Source organism: Halorubrum alkaliphilum, from assembly GCF_017873815.1.
GTDB lineage: Archaea > Halobacteriota > Halobacteria > Halobacteriales > Haloferacaceae > Halorubrum > Halorubrum alkaliphilum.
In genome coordinates, this window is the sequence record NZ_JAGGKQ010000012.1 from 1 (window position 1) to 17,569 (window position 17,569).

The 17,569-nt window shown below is 61.0% G+C and carries 15 protein-coding genes and 1 pseudogene; 9 read left to right on the top strand and 7 right to left on the bottom strand.

From position 1 onward, the window contains the following. From J2751_RS08800 to J2751_RS08810, 3 genes are all read left to right on the top strand, one after another. Positions 1-303 (top strand): IS66 family transposase (locus J2751_RS08800; RefSeq protein WP_209485246.1); only part of this gene is annotated, 303 nt, incomplete at its 5' end. A gap of 223 nt (positions 304-526) precedes the next feature. Beyond that, complete coding sequence (locus J2751_RS08805) at positions 527-1,729, top strand: hypothetical protein (protein WP_209485248.1); 1,203 nt, start codon at positions 527-529, stop codon at positions 1,727-1,729. After that, the gene (locus J2751_RS08810) at positions 1,722-5,132 is read left to right on the top strand and encodes a helicase-related protein (protein WP_209485250.1); all 3,411 of its coding nucleotides are present in this window, start codon (positions 1,722-1,724) and stop codon (positions 5,130-5,132) included. Before J2751_RS08805 ends, J2751_RS08810 begins: the two co-directional genes overlap by 8 nt. A gap of 733 nt (positions 5,133-5,865) precedes the next feature. Here the strand turns inward: J2751_RS08810 and J2751_RS08815 are convergent. Together J2751_RS08815 and J2751_RS08820 are read right to left on the bottom strand one after the other, a co-directional pair. Beyond that, positions 5,866-6,525 carry a hypothetical protein gene (locus J2751_RS08815; protein WP_209485252.1) on the bottom strand — a complete coding sequence of 220 codons (660 nt, stop codon included), beginning with the start codon at positions 6,523-6,525 and terminating at the stop codon, positions 5,866-5,868. Between the two features lie 102 nt (positions 6,526-6,627). Then, complete coding sequence (locus J2751_RS08820) at positions 6,628-7,977, bottom strand: PD-(D/E)XK nuclease family protein (protein ID WP_209485254.1); 1,350 nt, start codon at positions 7,975-7,977, stop codon at positions 6,628-6,630. A 110-nt stretch (positions 7,978-8,087) separates the two neighbouring features. Here J2751_RS08820 and J2751_RS08825 point away from each other — a divergent pair, with 110 nt between their 5' ends. The 4 genes and pseudogenes from J2751_RS08825 to J2751_RS08840 all read left to right on the top strand — a co-directional run. Continuing rightward, positions 8,088-8,384 carry a hypothetical protein gene (locus tag J2751_RS08825; protein WP_209485256.1) on the top strand — a complete coding sequence of 99 codons (297 nt, stop codon included), beginning with the start codon at positions 8,088-8,090 and terminating at the stop codon, positions 8,382-8,384. A gap of 288 nt (positions 8,385-8,672) precedes the next feature. After that, the gene (locus J2751_RS08830; RefSeq protein ID WP_209485258.1) at positions 8,673-9,653 is read left to right on the top strand and encodes a hypothetical protein; all 981 of its coding nucleotides are present in this window, start codon (positions 8,673-8,675) and stop codon (positions 9,651-9,653) included. Further along, positions 9,650-10,168 carry a hypothetical protein gene (locus J2751_RS08835; RefSeq protein ID WP_209485260.1) on the top strand — a complete coding sequence of 173 codons (519 nt, stop codon included), beginning with the start codon at positions 9,650-9,652 and terminating at the stop codon, positions 10,166-10,168. The genes J2751_RS08830 and J2751_RS08835 overlap by 4 nt, the downstream gene beginning before the upstream one ends. A gap of 575 nt (positions 10,169-10,743) precedes the next feature. After that, positions 10,744-11,211, top strand: a pseudogene (locus J2751_RS08840) (DUF7384 family protein); the annotation flags it as partial. 30 nt (positions 11,212-11,241) lie between these two features. Here the strand turns inward: J2751_RS08840 and J2751_RS08845 are convergent. Beyond that, on the bottom strand, positions 11,242-11,907 hold the full coding sequence (locus tag J2751_RS08845) for a non-canonical purine NTP pyrophosphatase (RefSeq protein ID WP_209485261.1): 666 nt from the start codon (positions 11,905-11,907) through the stop codon (positions 11,242-11,244). A gap of 179 nt (positions 11,908-12,086) precedes the next feature. Here J2751_RS08845 and J2751_RS08850 point away from each other — a divergent pair, with 179 nt between their 5' ends. Together J2751_RS08850 and J2751_RS08855 are read left to right on the top strand one after the other, a co-directional pair. Next, on the top strand, positions 12,087-12,500 hold the full coding sequence (locus J2751_RS08850; protein WP_209485263.1) for an SHOCT domain-containing protein: 414 nt from the start codon (positions 12,087-12,089) through the stop codon (positions 12,498-12,500). 118 nt (positions 12,501-12,618) lie between these two features. Next, positions 12,619-13,944 carry a 5'-deoxyadenosine deaminase gene (locus tag J2751_RS08855; protein ID WP_209485265.1) on the top strand — a complete coding sequence of 442 codons (1,326 nt, stop codon included), beginning with the start codon at positions 12,619-12,621 and terminating at the stop codon, positions 13,942-13,944. Positions 13,945-14,004: 60 nt separating this feature from the next. Here the strand turns inward: J2751_RS08855 and J2751_RS08860 are convergent, their stop codons facing one another. The 4 genes from J2751_RS08860 to hemC form a co-directional block, all read right to left on the bottom strand. After that, positions 14,005-14,409: a hypothetical protein gene (locus tag J2751_RS08860; RefSeq protein WP_209485267.1), complete on the bottom strand. Its 405-nt coding sequence runs from the start codon at positions 14,407-14,409 to the stop codon at positions 14,005-14,007. A gap of 274 nt (positions 14,410-14,683) precedes the next feature. Beyond that, a complete protein-coding gene (locus tag J2751_RS08865) occupies positions 14,684-15,439 on the bottom strand; it encodes a uroporphyrinogen-III synthase (RefSeq protein ID WP_209485269.1) in 756 nt (251 codons plus the stop codon). After that, the gene (gene cobA, locus J2751_RS08870) at positions 15,436-16,335 is read right to left on the bottom strand and encodes a uroporphyrinogen-III C-methyltransferase (RefSeq protein ID WP_245202696.1); all 900 of its coding nucleotides are present in this window, start codon (positions 16,333-16,335) and stop codon (positions 15,436-15,438) included. The genes J2751_RS08865 and cobA overlap by 4 nt, the downstream gene beginning before the upstream one ends. Continuing rightward, positions 16,328-17,503 (bottom strand): hydroxymethylbilane synthase, encoded by a 1,176-nt coding sequence (gene hemC, locus J2751_RS08875; protein ID WP_209485270.1) that lies wholly within the window; start codon positions 17,501-17,503, stop codon positions 16,328-16,330. The genes cobA and hemC overlap by 8 nt, the downstream gene beginning before the upstream one ends. Positions 17,504-17,569 lie beyond the last annotated feature (66 nt).

A 17,569-nucleotide genomic window follows, 5' to 3' on the forward strand; every position in this document is an offset into this window, starting at 1 on the left:
GCAACACTGCTCGGGAAGATCGAAGGAGGTCTCGACCACTGGCTCACCTTCGTCGGTGAGCCAGCGGTCTCTCCGACGAACAATGCCGCAGAGAATGCACTTCGTGAGCCAGTGGTTCTCCGGAAAATCATCGGAACGCTCCGTAATGACCGAGGAATGTTCGTTCACGAGACGATCTTGTCCCTGCTGGCGACGTGGCGCCAGCAGGGACGCAATCCATACGAAGAGCTTCGTCGAGTCGTCAGCAACAATGAAATGATCTCACGGGCTCACGCTGTGCCGGCTGTCGAGACCTCGGGGTAAACACGTACAAATATCGGAACTTGAAGCAGAGCGTCCTGACTTAGTTGAAGACCTGTCCGAGCAAAGAGAAGAGGCTGACAAGCGGTCTCAAATACTTACGAACGGCCCGTACAAAGGTATTGGATCTGGTGACCCGGATCTATACCAAGCGTTTTGTTGGCGTTTCTGGCATGTGGTAACTGATGGCGGGGGGATCGGTGTCGTTCTCCCCCGAGAAGCATTTATGGCGAAGGGTTCGGAGGCCTTCCGACGTCATGCTGTTGAGAATGGAACCTTCGACGATGTTACATTTGTGAAGAACAAAAATCGGTGGGCCTTCCAGATGGAGCCTCGATACACGATTGGGTTGGTTTCGCTCCGTAGGTCACTTCCTAATGACGATGCCACGATTCCGATTAGAGGGCCGTACGCGAGTGAAAACGAGTTCAACCAAGGCGTAAGGAAAGATCCCTCGAGGTTTACTATCGACGAAGTCAGAGAATGGACCGATGTTTGCGCTTTTCCTCTGTTACCGCCCGAAGACCGGGCGATAAGTGCGTTCGGCCAACTCCAAAAGTCACCACGTATTTCCGCGAGCGTTGAGGATTCGTGGAGTGTCGTTCCTTATCGAACAGGGATTACCGCAGGAGATCTACTTGATGCTGACGCACCCAGTGAGGCCGATACAACCGTCTGGCCGGTTTACAAAGGTGAATCATTCGATGTCTGGAAACCGGACACAAATTCGTACTATGGCTGGGGAGATCGAGATGAGCTGGTTGAATATCTTCGAGACAAGCGATCTCGAAGTCGGAAGTGGCCAGACACGGATAGGGAACTCCCCTGTTTCCGCCCGTCAATAGCGTTCCGTAGGGTGACCCGGGCGACAGATACTCGGACAATTCGTGCCGCTCTCATTCCCCCAGAAGTGTTTATGCGGGATGCAGATCCGCTCTTGCTTTGGGAACGGGGTGACGAGACCGACGAGGCATACCTAATCGGGGTCCTATCATCCATTCCAGCGGATTGGTATGCCCGTCGTTTCGTAGAAAAGCATTTAGATTATTATATTTTCAATGGAATACCGATACCACGAGCTTCAAGCGAGAATCAACTACGTCGAAGAGCCGTTAATCTCGCGGGACGACTCGCCGCAGTAGATGACCGCTATACAGACTGGGCCGAAGCACTCGGTGTCGACTACGGACCGCTCGACGAAGACACGAAACAGGAGAAGATCTGCGAACTCGATGCTGTCGTTGCGCATCTATACGGGCTCTCCCGTGACCACGTCGAGGTGATCTTCGAGACGTTCCACGACGGCTGGGACTACGATGAGCGTCTCGAACGCGTGCTCGATTACTACGCAGACTGGGCCGACCGACTCGACCTCGATCACGCCAACCGCGAGGCGGAACAAGCGGCTGGAACACGCAACGATGACTGAACGCAGTCGTTTCGAGCGCCCGCAGTTCGTTGACAACCGGAGCGGGAACACGCTCGCCACGGCCATCAATGGCTACCTCGAAGAGATCGACGACCGACTCGCCGACGACCCGAATCTGGATGTCGTCACGGGCTACTTCAACCCGCGTGGGTACTTCTCGGTCTCCGAGGGCCTGGAGCACGTCGATCAGGTCCGACTTCTCATCGGTGCCCAGCCGGAATACGAGGGTACCGAACGGTGGCGACAACCAGGTGAACCACTGGACGAAGAGTACGACCAGAAGCGCATCAACGATGCTCTTCAGCGACTCGATGAGAACCTCGAACAGGACCGGAATCTGCTGGGCTTCTCCCGCGAGATAGACGAGAATCTTCAGGACCTCGTCGAGTTCCTGAACAGCGACCGCGTGGAGATCCGTCGGCACGAGGATAGCTTCGTTCACGGGAAGGCCTACCTCTTCTCCGACCACGAGGGCGTCATCGCGGGTTCGTCGAACTTCACTGGCGCAGGCCTGAATTCGAACCTCGAACTCAACCTCGGCACGTACGACCCCCACGTCACGGGCAAGGTACAGGACTGGTTCGAGGACCTCTGGAGCGAGAGCGAACCGTTCGATCTCGCCGGGCTGTACGAGGAACGGTTCGAGCCCTACGACCCGTACCTGGTGTACCTCCGCGTGCTCTACGAGCGATACGGTGAAGAACTCGAAGAGGAACGCGAGGAAGAGGGCGGTATCGGGCTCACGACCTTCCAAGAAGACGGTGTCCGTCGCGCGAACCGGTTCCTCGATGAACACGGTGGCGTCATCGTCGCCGACGAGGTCGGCCTCGGGAAGACATACATCGCGGGTGAACTCCTCCATCAGTACGTCCACGAGAACCGTCAGCGCGCTCTTGTGGTCGCACCGGCGTACCTCCGCGACGGGATGTGGAATCGCAAGCCGAGCGAGTGGGGTATTCAGTTCGAGACGATTTCCTACGCTGAACTCCGGAACGACAGTCAACTCGGTGGCGACGCCAACAACCTTGATCTCAAAGTCGATGAGTACCAGCTCGTCGTCATCGACGAGGCCCATGCGTTCCGCAACCCCGGGACTCAGCAAGCCGATGCCCTCCGCCGACTCCTCCGTGGCGACCCGCCGAAGGACGTGGTGATGCTCACGGCAACGCCCGTGAACAACTCGCTGTGGGACCTATACTACGAGCTCGACTACTTCATCAAGAACGACGCGGCGTTCGCCCACGAGGGGATTCGGTCACTCCGTGAACGGTTCAAGCAGGCCCAGGCGGAGGACCCGTCGGATCTGAGTCCAGACATGCTGTTCGACGTACTCGACGAGACGACGGTCCGCCGCACGCGTCGGTTCATCAAGAACCACTACGAGAACGCCACGATGCCCGATGGAGAAGGGGGTTCCGTTCGGATCAGCTTCCCCGACCAGCATCCACGGCGGGTTGACTACGAGTTCTCCGAGACGTTCGGCGACGAGTACTTCGGCGATGTCGCGCGGGGGCTCGCCGCCGGGGATCACGAGGAGGCAGAACTGACGCTTGCCCGCTACCGTCCGTCGTACTATCTGGAGGGTGAGGAGAACGCCTCGGAACTCTCCCTTGTCGGACTCCTGCGGACCGGCTTGCTCAAGCGATTCGAGTCCTCCAGCCACGCGTTCGCCAACACGCTCAACCGGATGGTGGCACAGAACCGTGCCGCCCTTCAGCTGATGGACGAGGGCTACTTCCCGGACTCCGACGCCATCGACGAGTGGATGGAGACGGACAGCGACGAGGCCTGGGAGGAGATGCTCGAAGAGGCTGAAGGAGGTCGTGTCCCACTCGCGGCGGCGGAGGCCGACCCCGATCAGCTTCGTGCCGACCTCGAACACGACATCGAGATCCTCGAACGGTGGCACGACGGCGCACGGGCCGTGAGTCGTGACCAGGACGAGAAACTTCACGCCCTCCGAGATACCCTCCATGACGTGGTAGAACTCGCCCGTGAGGACGCTGAGGCGGGGGAGGTGGACGATGAGAACGTCGAGGCGGCGTTCCGCCAGAACCGCAAGGTGCTGTTGTTCTCGTACTACGAGGATACAGTCGATTGGATCCTCGACTATCTCGAGGACACCGTCGCGGAGGACGACGAACTGTCGTGTTATGAGGGTCGCATCGCTGGCGTCTCTGGCGAGGACTCAAAGCGTGGCATTACGCGAGAGGAAGCCGTCTATGGGTTCGCACCGAACATCTCGGACGCCCCACCGGACGCTACTGACGAGTTCGACATTCTGGTGACGACAGACGTGCTCGGGCAGGGTGTTAACCTTCAGGAAGCCCGCACGGTGATCAATTACGACCTGCCCTGGAACCCGATGCGTGTCGTCCAGCGAAACGGACGGATCGATCGCGTAAACTCGCCCCACTCAGAAATCTATCCGATCTCGTTCTTCCCGGAGGACCGTCTGGACGAACTCCTCGAACTCGAACACCGGGTCCGGCGGAAGCTCACGCAGGCGGCACGCTCGATCGGTGTGGACAGCGAGGTCATCCCGGACATGGAGACTCTGGAGCAGAACTTCTCGGACAAGCTTGAGGACATCGGCTCAATCCACGATGAGGAGAGCGATGTGTACGAGGAGGGCGGGAAGCAGGCGGCGGCCTACTCCGGAGAAGAGTATCGGCAGGAACTCCGGAAGGGGTTACAGTCCCGTGAGGGACAGATTACGTCACTTCCTTGGGCCGCAGGATCAGGGTTTGAGGGGCAGAATCCGGGCTACTTTTTTTGTGCGCGGATTGGCGACGAGGTCTTTATGCGGTACGTCCCCCGCGAGTGGGAGACGATTGAGACTGGTGACGATGACGACGATGTACTCATTCAGGACACGCTCACCTGCCTCAAGCGAATCGAGTGTACGGAGGAGACAGAGCGTGTCCTTCCCGACGGGATGCGCGAGCGAGTCTATGACGCCTGGGAGGAGGCCCGTGGTGACATCTTCCAGCAGTGGCAGGAACAGACTGACCCGCTGAATGTCCAGCCCGACATCCGGAAGCTGTTCCGTGAGGTGGGTCAGCATCTCCGAGACCACTGGCCGGACGATATGACCCAGGAGAAGCTCCAGACAACAGTCTCCTCGGTCGAAGCGCCGTGGCCACGGCGGTATGAGCGTGAACTCCGCGAGATCTATGAGGACGAGTCGCTCGCCCCGGTCGAGAAATCCCGCGAGCTGGTTGCCAAGGTTGAGGATCTCGGACTCCAGCCGTACGAAGCCCCAGATCCGCTCCCTCAGCTCGAAGAGAAGGAGGAGGTAAAGTTGGTCTGCTGGATGGCTGTTGCTCCTGAACAAGACAGTAACGACGAGGAAGGAAGACCATCGTTGGTGTCCCAGATGGCGGTTGATTCATTCGAGTGAGACTACAGAAAGCCCGAGAGAGAGAGAGATACTGATACATCAGGACGTGGCCGCACCCTGCTGTCGCGACGGTTGAGGATTTATTGAAGCCCGGACGCCAACCTACCCCAGCATACGTCTCGACAGCAGGGGTGGCACTCGACTTTACTCCTAATCCACATCTTTAGCCCCTCAAACGAATCAATTCGACAGAATCGGTGTTTCCCTATTAGTATATAGAATAATGACAGATCTGTACTTCCCGAATTAAATCTGTATGGACACTCTAACAGCCGTTTAGTGGTTACCCGGTGTCTTGATGATGCTGTCGTCGGATAGTCTATCTATGGCGCTTTTATGTCTGAGGTGTAGGTGGTCAGAACCAGCGGGGCTATTTTAGTGATTCCTGTGAACCGAGCTATATGTTGTCCGACATCATAACAGGTATCAAATATATAGATAAGAAAACATTATTGGTTTTTCCATTAGCTATATTTGCAGTAGGGGCGGCACCTCCACTCCTCGAAATATACTATACACGGACCCCAGGCTCAGAAATTTCGATTGCAGTGGTTTCTGCGCTAATCACAGCTATCGAACTCCTTCGAGTGAGAGGGAAATTGAGGGATGCTTCGACGTGGGATTGACGCAACACGTACGAGATGATCGAGTTCGGGGAGTGAATCGCCAACTCACCCGTTATTGGATTCTTGTTACGGGTCAGTTGGTGATCCTGGTTCTCGGGGATGGCCGGTCACTCGACCCACCGAGAGAGATCCGCAAGTTCGTCGCCGATGATTTCCGAGCTCAGGAACGTCAGTTGGTTCCGTAGCGCGGGGATCTTGTCCCGGTTCGCGCCCCAGTTGGCGTGAAACCAGACGCGATAGCACTCTAATCGGACTCCGCCTTGGACGGCGCGAAACGCCCGGATGTCGTGGTTGAGTTCTCGTTCCCTCGAATCGTAATAGTTCATAAGCGTCTGGAACACTTTCTCGTGGAAGCACAGGATATGATAGGTCTCCTGATCGAGGAGGTCCAGTTGTTCAAAGAAGTGCTCGACATCGTCCGGGGTCGGATCTACGTTCCCTGAGTTCGCATCGACAATTCGCTCGACCAGATCCGTCATATAGGCCCCTCCGAGATCAGCGTCCTCGACAAAATCTCGGAACTGGTCGTTGCGATGTTTTGGCTCCGTCGAGTGGAAGTTCTGGTAGTCGGACGGCAATTGTGTAGAGGGATTCAGCGACAGCAACACAATCGACGGTCGCAATCGGTCCTGGTTGCGCTTAATGAACTCGTAGAGCCTCCCCGGGCTCTCCTCGATACAGCCCTCTGAAGGGAAGTCCGAACTCCAGAGTGCCCAACTCGATGTTGGGTATTCGTCTCTCAGTGTCTCCAGTGTGCTGACATCCATTATAAGAATGTACCGAGGCCAGATTGTTGAACGTATCTGTCCCCGTGGGCGAAGGCTTCTGGGCGGAGAAAGGTCAAAACGAACGCAACCCTGCTGTGGGGCTCACTCAAATACCTCAAGAGACTCTTCATACGCTTCATCGATGAGAGTAATTATTTGATGGTTCTCAAGCACCAGATCGTGAAATGCATCGTCCAACGCCGCGACATATGCTTCGAAGAAATCACCATACTCTCTTACCGGGATGTTGTAGGTCGCGGTAAGTGGACTGCTACGGGTACCAGGAACGGTCACTGATGATGGCATCTCGTCGTTGCTGTTTTCGGCTTTAGTGATGAATGTTTGTCTAAATTTGTCATTGAACTCATCACTATTCCCTAAACCGTTAATTATCCTAATCTGTAATAAATTATCCTTGATGGCCTTTTCTCTGTTCTTTTCCAAACGATGACAGAACATTACCCAAATATCATCCCGGTTTTCATCTGGGACATAGATATTTGACAGGTCATCCTTGTGGCGAAACCATCCTTCTTTGAAGAAGGTTGCCCAGTCTGAACCACTTTGTGAAAAGATCCACGTCTCATCTTCGATAGATGGCTGAGAGAGTTCAACCGCTATATCGCTATCTCGTAGAGAGGAGATCTCGACTGGCTCAACACTATCCATGGACTTGACCAGTTGGTTTCCCCAGTTATTGGCGAACCAATCCCACCGGTTTTCATACGCTTCCTGTGCTTCAGTTATTGCATCGTAGTACTCGAAGTACAGCTCTGCTTTTTCTTGCTGGTTTTCCTGATATTCAGTCATTTTTACTTCACTTTGGATTGTTCCGATCAACTGGTCAAGTTGTGCCGTTGTTCGAGCAGGGTATTCGCCGTGACTCTCGCTCAGAAACGTCTGAATCTGATCGGCTACCCATCTCCACCAGACGTGGACAAACTCTTCCGCTTCCGGAGGTGAAGCATCCTTCGGCGCAAGATACACATAATGGTGGCCGCTCTCGGGAACGTCTGTTTTTGCCAAATCGATACTCTGGAACGAATTGGCATCTGCGTAATCCCGTGTCTGATCTTCATCCTCAGGGGCATTGATCTTCAGCTCCCAGCAAATGAACCACTCTTCAGAAGCCCACACAACAGCGTCTGGCCGTCGGCCGTTCGGGATCGTAACCTCTTGCTTGATTTGAACATCAGCGAGATCCAGCCCGGAGAACGTGAAATCCATATCGTCTCGATCGGAGAGTGCCGACAGGACGTGCTCCAAGAGCGCGTGATCCAAGCCATGTGGTTCGTCCGGAGATAGATAGTGGAACAGAAGCTGTTGCCACTCTTCTTCCTGCTGGTTGTTCCGAATGATTTGGAGTGTCGTTGACGGCGGCTCCTTAGCCTCCGGAAGCCCATCAAGATCGCTTTTGAGTCCGGCCAATTGATCCGCGAGGCTATCTGTCACACAAGACGATATACAAGCCCTACAAATCAGCTTTGCCCTCGTGCGTTCATTCCCCTCGTCGAATAGAGCAACGTGAAAGTTGGTGTAGCTGGAAGCTGTTGAGGAGCAGTATGGACACCGATGACGATCTCCACGAGTGGGCGGAGTCACTGAGTTGGAATCATATCGACGAGGACGATTATGAGGGGATAGATGAGCATGAGTATGTGGTTAGTGACTGGTACGATGGTGAGGACTTAGAAATCTTCCACCAGTTCAGGAAGTATATCGAGCAGAACGGTGAGAGTGAGATATACAACGGTAACGAGTTCAAGAAGGTTGAAATCAACGACTACAAGTACTGGATCACATCGAGTTACTACTCTGACGGGCTGTGCCTGAATCGCTCGAATGTTGGCATTGATTAATGAGTAATGTCGAGCCCGTTAGGTTTTCTTGTGCGGGGTTTATTGCCGAGGGAAGGTCAAGACGAGCGCGACCCTGCTGTCGGACCATCGACCCGATCACGGTCTTCACTTCCAGCCTCGGCTCAGCAAACCGGCAATCCTACCTCGCAGATAGCACCATTTGGTGGTCTCAATAGCACAATCTGCGAAGTAGCCGCTGTCTTCCGATTCTCTACTCACGTCCCGACAGCATCGCACGGATTCGGCCCGACCCAGACGATTTTGTTGCCTGCGCTCGACAGTCGAACTATGACCTTCAGCGTCTCTTGGCATACGCTTCTGGACGAACTCGACGATCTCCCCGAGGGAGCTACGCTGATCACGCCGCTGTCGCACGATCGCTTTCGCGTGACCGACGTACAGGAACAACGGGTCGTCATCGAGTTCCTCGACCGCGACATAGACGAAACTCGGCCGCTCCAACGCGATCAGTTCGAGACGCTGTATCGGCGGATCACCGAGGAACCCGGTGGCTTCGAACTGGATCGACTCCCGCCAAATGCCGATCCGTATCCGGCTGTGCTGAGTGTGCATCCACGGTTCGAGATCGACGAGGACCAAGGCATGATCGCCGAGAAGGAGGGATCGACCACGAGCCAGCTACTCGATGTCAGGGATGAATCCGAGGAGAGCGAGGAAGAACGTACCGAGCCAGATCTGGATGTGTATGCGGACGCTCTTCTGCTCGTTGACGCGCTCGAACGCCACGAGATGGAAGTCCTCGAAGACATGGATACGGACGCTCTCGTAAACCTCTACACGCTTCTCTCGGACGTTCAGCGCAACGCGAACGATCTCCGCAAGGACGTGGCCGACGTACTGTTGAACCGGCTCCATCACGACCGACCGGTGTCCGGACCGTTCGGGTCTGTTCAGCGAACCACGCGCCGGAACCGCTCGCTGAAGGACGACGAGGAAGTGCTGGGGACGCTTGAAGGGGCCGGAATCGACCGTGAGCGTGTGCTGGGTGTTGACCGTGACAAGGTAGACGACGCGCTGGATGTCACGGAGCTGTCCGAGAGCGACGTGTACGAAGTCGAAGAGAGCGAGTACGTTCGGAAGGCCGAGGTGGACGAGGAACGCAAAGAGACGCGACTCCAGGGCCTCAAGGACCAATTGGCGGCCTCGGAAGATGAAGAAGCAGAGGACCTCCGCCGGGAGATCGAGGACCTGGAAGACCGCATCGACGAACTCACCAGCTTTCGAACTGGTGCGGAGGTACAAGAATGACTGTCACCGTTGATGTTCCGCCCCGGTATGTTCGGCGGGCTCGTGAGATGGGAACGGATCGAAACAAGTCGTTCGAGGAACGGGAGGGATACGATAATCATCAAAATACAGGAGGTGAGAATCCAGAGAATCGGCATCAGGTTGGGATGATAGGCGAGATAGCGTTCGCCATCTATGCTGACCTTCAGGTCAATTCGGAACTGGTGGAGTGGTCTGACGGTGGTGTCGATTTTAAAACATCCATCGACGGTGTTGAGCAGACGATTGATGTGAAAACGAGACAAACCAAGCCGTACGTCTTTTCGGTAAAAGAAGAGAGTGTGAACGCTGACCTCTTTATTCTCGGACATCTGGAGGGCGATACTTCGGTGAAGTTTCTGGGGATGGCAACGAAGGAGATGGTTCTGAACGGGAATCGAAAATGGTCTACGTCAATCGAGAAGTACAACTACCAAGTATCGCTTTCCTCGTTGGAGCCGATTCCGGATAGTGAGTCTATCGAGAGCTTGTCGTGATGAGTGGCTCTTGTTGTTTCTGAGTCCTGTTATCTGGAACGTACTCCTGTGACTCCCGAGAGTGTACCATCGTTTATTTATAGGATCGTGCAGTTATTTCGGGATGAGAAGGTACGAGTCAGGTCGAGAACCGGCGATAGTGGCCGTGAAGTGGCCGGTTTGAGGCGATCTCGAAAAAATCCTTGGTAAGGACGAGACCCCGGATTCAAATTCCGGCCTAGGCTTTTTATTTCACACGTCCTGTACCCACATCTCTGGGTAATTACATCGGTCAGAAAAACCGGGGGAATCGGCGCGGCGAACCGGAACCAGTCCGGGCCGTGCGCCCATCAAAATCGACCGACTGGAGCGACTTATATCCGCGTCAGACGGGTGTGATCCGTTCGGCCGACGTTCCGACGGGGCGGGGCTCCGCTCGGCCGGTAAGCCGATAGGGACGGAGGACGACGGTGTCGTATGACCTTCGAGGACTTGTTCGAGCGAGGAGGAGAGTACGCCGTCGAGACGGACGATGTCAGCCGGACGCTCGCGGAGCGACGCGCGGAACGGAGCGATCGCGAATGAGTGGGCGGCCGGAGCCGAGCCCCGCCCGAGTCGTCGCCGACGCGGACGTGCTGGCAGCGGATCTGCTGGTGGGTGGTGGCGCACGCGACGCGCTCGATATCCTCCGGGAGCACTCCTGGACGACGCTCGTCGCCAGCGATCCGTTGCTCGACGACGCAGCGGCGATCGTGGCGTCGCTTACGGATCCCGACCTCGCAAGCGACTGGCGCGAGAAAGTGGCGGCGTGGCGGGACCGGGTGGACCACACGGATGGGGATCACCCCGCGTTGGCGTCGGCGTACCACGGCGGCGCGATGCAGGTCATAAGTCTCGACCCGACGTTGACCGGTCCGAAGGCCGCCGCCGGACTCCGCGATCGACTGCCCGTGAGCGTTCGCGAGCCGCGAGCGTTCGCGACCGTGTTCGATCCTGAACGACTGTATCCGGCGGTTATCGGCGGAGAGTACCCCGGGCCGGATCGGGACGCGCGGGACTGGTGAGTAGTGGGCGGACGGAGCCCGGACCTCGAGTCACCTGTCCGCGTACCACTCCGCGAATTTCGCGAGGGCGCGACCGCGGTGGGAGACGGCGTTTTTCCGCTCGGTGTCCATCTCCGCGAACGTCTCGCCGTCGTGTTCGAAGATGGGGTCGTAGCCGAAGCCGCCGTCGCCGCGTGGGTCGACGATTCGCCCGGGAACGTAGCCCTCGAACAGCTTGACCGGGAGCGGATCGAATCGGTCTGCGGTCTCGTCGTCGGTCGTTCTGCTTGAGTCGCCGTCGCTCTCACCGGGGCCTGCGGCCGCGGCCGCCTCACGATCGGTGCGGTCGACGGGATCCGGGCTCGCGGCGAACCCCTCCCCGTCGCAGTACGCGAGGGTACAGCGGAACGCGGCGCGAGCGTCCGCAAGCGGGCGGGCGACCTCCCGGACGCGTTCGATGCCGAGCGTCTCCTCGACGTACGAGGAGTACGGGCCCGGAAACCCGTCGAGTTCCTCGATGAACAGTCCCGCGTCGTCGACGAGGACGGGTTCACCGGCCTCCCGGTACGCCTCGCGAGCGCCTCGGGCCGCGATGGGGCCGAGTTCGGGCGACTGGATCTCCGCGTAGTCGAAGTCGAGCCGTTCGACGGATCCGTCCGGCAGATACTCCTCGGCCTCGCGAACCTTCCCCGGGTTCGTCGTCACGTATCTGAGCACGGATCCGAGTGGGGGAGGCAGTGCCGAATAGGCGTCGGTCGCGACGCCGCTATGCGTCGGTCGCGACGTTGGGGTACCGTTGATCGCGACACGGGAGCGTCGTCAGTGACGACGCGATAGGGCGTCCCGTCGACGATCACGGCGGTGCGTTTTTCAGGGTTCAGTGACACCGCGGCGGTATGTCCCTCCCGACGTTCGGAAAGGTGCGGCTCTCGGGCCTCATCGCGGTTCTCGCGTTCGGATTCACCGCGCTGTTCGCCGTGCTCGGACTCGGCGTGGCGGTCCCCGCAACGTTCGTCACCGGGTACTTCCTCCTGATTCCGCTGGTGTGGCTGCTCGGCGACGACTTCCCGCTCGTCGCCTCCGAGAGCAACGGAGACGTCTCGGAATCGACGACCGCAGAGCAGCCGGTCGCGGAGCTGCGCGATCGCTACGCGACCGGTGAAATCGACGAGGCGGAGTTCGAGCGCCGGCTCGACCGGCTGCTGGAGACCGAACCGCTTGACGAGCGCGTCGACGGCCGAAGCAGAACCCGGTCGGCGGATCGGTCCGTAAGCCGGTCCGGCGAGCGTCGCGAGCGCGAACTGGAGTGAGAGGCCGGCGACGTGACGTGTCGTCGAACGGTCGGCGGCGACGCGGCCGGTCGGGGTCGGTCACGCTCGGCCCGCGAGGGACACCCTCTTAAGAATCGGCCGTCAGGAACGGACGGACATGCTGATCACAGGGACCGTCATCGCCGATCCGGAGACCGTCATCGACGACGGCGCAGTCGTTATCGAGGGATCGACGATCACGGCGGTCGGCAAGGCCGACGCCCTCCTCTCGGAGCACCCGGATCACGAACGCCGCGCGTTCGACATCGTCGCGCCGGGACTCGTCGGCGGCCACGTTCACTCGGTCCAGTCGCTGGGGCGGGGGATCGCCGACGACGACGAACTGCTCGACTGGCTGTTCGAGGCCGTGTTGCCGATGGAGGCCGCGATGGACGCCGAGGCGACGCGAGCCGCGGCAGAGCTCGGCTATCTCGAGTGTCTGGAGTCCGGGACCACGACCGTCGTCGACCACCTCTCGGTCAACCACGCAGCCGAGGCGTTCGAGGCGGCGATCGAAACCGGGATCCGCGGACGACTCGGGAAAGTGTTGATGGACAAGGAGTCGCCCGACGGGCTCTTGGAGTCGACCGACGCCGGGCTCGCGGAAACGGAGGCGCTGATCGGAGAGTACCACGGCGCGGCCGACGGTCGGATCCGCTACGCGGTCACCCCGCGGTTCGCCGTCACCTGTACGGAGGCCTGTCTCCGCGGCTGTCGGGAGATAGCCGACCGCTACGACGGTGTGGCGATCCACACCCACGCCAGCGAGAACAAAGACGAGATCGCGACCGTCGAGGAGGCGACGGGAAAACGGAACGTCCACTGGCTCGACGAGGTCGGTCTCACCGGGCCGGACGTGACGCTCGCCCACTGCGTCCACACCGACGAGAGCGAGCGGGACATCCTCGCGGAAACCGACACGGTCGTCACCCACTGTCCCTCCTCGAACATGAAACTCGCCTCGGGGATCGCGCCGATCCACGACTACCTCGAGCGCGGGATCACGGTCGCGCTCGGCAACGACGGCCCGCCGTGTAACAACACGCTCGACCCGTTCACGGAGATGCGACAGGCGAGTCTACTCGGAAAGGTCGACGCACGCGACCCCACCCGCCTCCCCGCGGAGACGGTCCTCGCGATGGCGACGATCAACGGCGCGCGGGCGGCCGGGTTCGATCGGATCGGCCGCCTCGAAGCAGGGTACGAGGCGGACCTGATCGGGCTCACCACGGAGAAGACGCGGGCGACGCCGCTTCACGATCCCCTCTCACATCTCGTGTACGCGGCACACGGCGACGACGTGGTGTTCACGATGGTCGCCGGAACGGTCAGATACGACGGCGGAGAGCACGTCGGGATCGACGCGGACGCGGTTCGCGAACGAGCCACTCGTCACGCGGAGCGAGTCGTCGAGGCGGCGGGGATCGAGACGGCAGGACGATAAGTAGAGACCGGGGGAGCACTTCGATCGAAACCGCACTCGACGGTCATGGAGAGGGGGACGCTACGACGGTGACGATCCGACCGCCGGGCCGGATCCGGATCGACAGTCAGCCCACTCCACCCCGGTCTCGCGGTCGTTGAACGCCTCGACCGTGACGTCCTCGATGTCGATCGTGCGCTTCAGGTAGCGTCGCTTCGAGCGCTCGCCGACGACGGCGAATCGCTCGACACCGCGGGCGACCGCGATCTGTGCGGACTCTCGGAGCGCTCGGCGACCGGCGTCGGAACACGGGCGGCTCGTCCGCACAACGATCACGACGGCACCGATCGGTCGGTCGGCGGTAAGCGCTCGCCACCGGTCGAGCAGCGCCTCGCCGTCGGCGGGGCTCAACCCCGTCCCGTGCGGGAACTCGACGACGAGCGTGCCGTCGTCGACCCGTGTCGTCCACCGGTCGCTCGATTCCATACCGTGCGATATCAGACGACTGAGTATAAACCCACGCACCCAGTTATTGTTTTTGATATCTCGACCACGGACGGTAACTCATCGAGAGATCCCGAGGCTCGTGGGAGTTCGGGTCGTTTCGGTTCGTTACCGCGTCAGAATGAAAGGTACCGATCGATCGAGTCGAAACCCGTCGGGCTCGGGTGATGATCGACGCCGCCGCTATCGGATCTGAGAACCGAGGGAGACGGCAGATGTCGGGCGGGCGGCATTCCGAGCTCCGGTAGCCCGAAGCCTACTCCGCGTCGGTCGCGTCGGCCGACATCCCGGCAGCATCGACGACGGCGGTTGCGAGAGCGTCGAAGGCGGCCTCGTCGGGAACTACGTCGACGTCGATCCCGTGTTCGGCCGCGGTCTCGGCGGTCGGCGCACCGATCGCGCCGACGATCGCCTCGTCGAGGCCCGCGAGGGCCGCGTCGCGGACGCCCCGCTCCGCGGCCGCCTCGAGGAAGTGCGCCACCGTGAGCGAGGAGGTGAACGCGACCGCGTCGAGTTCACCCCCGGCGGCAGCCACCGCCGAGTCGCCGGCCGCCGCCGGGCGTGTCAGCCGATAGAGCACGGTCTCGGTCACGTCGGCGCCCGCCTCGGCGAGACCGTCGAGCAGGACCTCGCTGCCGTGATCCGACCGTGCGACCTCGACGGACACCCCGTCGACGCGGTCGCGGAGGGCCGCCACGAGCCCCGCGGAGGTGTACTCCTCGGGAACGATGTCGACCGTCCAGCCCGCGTCGTGGGCGGCGGCCGCGGTCGCCGGACCGATGGCGACGAGGGTCGCGTCACCCGGGTCCCAGCCCGCGTCCGCGGCGAGTTCGACCCCCGTCTTACTCGTTACCACGACGTACGACGCGTCGGCGGGCGTCTCGCCGGTCGGCTCGATCGCGAGCATCGGGTCCGCGACCGGATCGGCTCCGAGCGATGCCAGCGCGGCCATCGCGTCCTCGATCCGCTCGTCGTTCGGGCGGAAGACGGCGACACGAGGGGCGTCGCTCACGCGTCCTCACCACCCGTGTCCGCGTCCACGGCGTTCTCCTGATCCGCTCCCGTGTTCGCCTCGGGCTGGGCCACCGGCGCGGAGCCGGCGTGCTCCAAGAACGCCACGACCCGATCGCGGGTCGCGGCAACCTCGCCGATGACGGTGATCGCCGGCGGCTCGATCTCCGCCTCGTCCCGGACCGCGACGATCGTGTCGAGCGTGCCGGTCGCGACGCGCATGTTGGGCCACGTGGCGCGCTCGACCAGTGCGACGGGTGTGTCGCCGTCGAGGCCCGCCCCGCGGAGTTCGGCGGTGTACGCCGGCAGCTTGCCGACGCCCATCAGGACGACGATGGTCCCGCCGGTCGCCGCGAGCGCGTTCCAGTCGACCGCCGACTCCTCTTTCGTGGGGTCCTCGTGACCCGTGACGAAGGAAACCGAGGAGGCGTGATCGCGGTGGGTGACCGGGATCCCGGCGACCGCGGGGCCGGCGACCGCGGAGGTGACGCCGGGAACGACCTCGAAGGGGATCCCGGCATCGGCGAGATGTTCGGCCTCCTCGCCGCCGCGACCGAAGACGAACGGGTCGCCGCCTTTGAGCCGGACGACGGAGTTGCCCGCCTCGGCCAACTCGACCAGCCGTCGGTTCGTGTACTCTTGAGGCGTCCACTCGCCGCCGGCACGCTTGCCGACGTCCTCGCGTTTCGCCGCCGGTATCTCCCCAAGGATCTCCGGACCGGGGAGCTTGTCGTGGAGCACGACGTCCGCCGACTCGACCAGCCGGGCCGCCTTCACCGTCATCAGGTCCGGGTCGCCGGGTCCGGACCCGACGAGGTACACCGTCCCGACATCGTCCTCGCGGGTCCGGGTCGGCGGGTTGTCGTGGTCACCGTCGTCGCCGGCTCGGTCACTCATCGGGGTTCCCCTCCTCGTCGCCGCTCGCCGCCGAGTCGACCGTCTCACGCGCCTCGGCTATCAGGTCCGCCGCACCGCGGTCCGCCAGATCCGCCGCGAACGACTCCGCCGCGCCGGCGTGGTCGCGGATCGGGAGGTCCCGCGTTCCCTCCACCTCCTCCGTGCCGTCGGTGGAGAGCACGCGAACCCGGGTGTGGACGTGCTCCCCCTGAACCAGCGCCGAGACGCCAATCGGGGCGATACAGCCGCCATTGAGTTCGGCAAGCACCGTCCGCTCGACGGTCGCCGCCACCCGGGTTCGGGGGTGGTCGATCGCCGACCGGATCGCCTCGATGGTGTCCGGATCCGTCGCGGTGACGGCGATGGCTCCTTGGCCCGCGGCGGGAACGAACTCCTCGCGCGGGAGTCGGGTCGTTCGGCCGTCGTCGTAGAGCCCGGACCGACGCAGTCCGGCTTCCGCCATCACGAGCGCGTCGTACTCGACGTCGACGGAGCGCTCCATGGCCGAGCGTTCGAGCTCCGAGAGCGAGTCGAACCACTCCTCGACGCTCCGCTCGAACGACGCGTCGGTGTCGCCGTCGGGGCCGTCGGAACCGGTATCGTCCTCGGACACCTCCTCGCCGCCCTCCGCGGTCAGGGCGGCGGCCTCGCCGGAAGCGATCAGCCGGCGTTCGTGTTCCGCCTGGAGGCCGGGCGCGAGCAGCTTCTCGACCCGGGTGTCGACGTTGCCGCGGATCGGTTCGACGTCGAGGTCGGGTCGTGCCGCCTTGATCTGGGCGGTTCGGCGGAGCGAGCCAGTCCCGACGACGGCGCCGGCCGGGAGGTCGTCGAGGGCCGACCCCTCCGGGTGAACGAGGACATCGCCTGAGGGAGCGCGTTCGGGGACGCCGGCGACGACCATGTCGTCCATCCCTTCCGTGGGGACGTCTTTTAACGAGTGGACCGCGAGGTCGGCGTCGCCGGCGAGCACCTTCTCGTCGAGCGCGCGGACGAACGCTCCCGTGCGCCCGAGCCGATGGATCATCTCGTCGGGGATCCGGTCGCCGCGGGTCTCGACGCGGCGGATATCGACCTCGCGTTTGCGTGTCGAAAGCGCGTCGCGGACGGTCTCGGCCTGTGTGAGGGCCAGATCCGACCCGCGGGTCGCGAGGGTGAGGGTTTCGGTCATACCCGAGAGGAGGCCCCCGACGTTCAAAAGCACATTAGTTCGGGCGTCACGTCGGAGCGGGAGCGG

Excerpts from the sequence above, each read along its gene's own strand:
- J2751_RS08815 (WP_209485252.1), bottom strand. The coding sequence starts at position 6,525 with ATGGATGTCAGCACACTGGAGACACTGAGAGACGAATACCCAACATCG.
- J2751_RS08825 (WP_209485256.1), top strand. The coding sequence starts at position 8,088 with ATGGACACCGATGACGATCTCCACGAGTGGGCGGAGTCACTGAGTTGG.
- cobA (WP_245202696.1), bottom strand. The coding sequence starts at position 16,335 with ATGAGTGACCGAGCCGGCGACGACGGTGACCACGACAACCCGCCGACC.
- J2751_RS08860 (WP_209485267.1), bottom strand. The coding sequence starts at position 14,409 with ATGGAATCGAGCGACCGGTGGACGACACGGGTCGACGACGGCACGCTC.
- J2751_RS08835 (WP_209485260.1), top strand. The coding sequence starts at position 9,650 with ATGACTGTCACCGTTGATGTTCCGCCCCGGTATGTTCGGCGGGCTCGT.
- J2751_RS08805 (WP_209485248.1), top strand. The coding sequence starts at position 527 with ATGGCGAAGGGTTCGGAGGCCTTCCGACGTCATGCTGTTGAGAATGGA.
- J2751_RS08855 (WP_209485265.1), top strand. The coding sequence starts at position 12,619 with ATGCTGATCACAGGGACCGTCATCGCCGATCCGGAGACCGTCATCGAC.
- J2751_RS08830 (WP_209485258.1), top strand. The coding sequence starts at position 8,673 with ATGACCTTCAGCGTCTCTTGGCATACGCTTCTGGACGAACTCGACGAT.
- J2751_RS08810 (WP_209485250.1), top strand. The coding sequence starts at position 1,722 with ATGACTGAACGCAGTCGTTTCGAGCGCCCGCAGTTCGTTGACAACCGG.
- hemC (WP_209485270.1), bottom strand. The coding sequence starts at position 17,503 with ATGACCGAAACCCTCACCCTCGCGACCCGCGGGTCGGATCTGGCCCTC.
- J2751_RS08850 (WP_209485263.1), top strand. The coding sequence starts at position 12,087 with ATGTCCCTCCCGACGTTCGGAAAGGTGCGGCTCTCGGGCCTCATCGCG.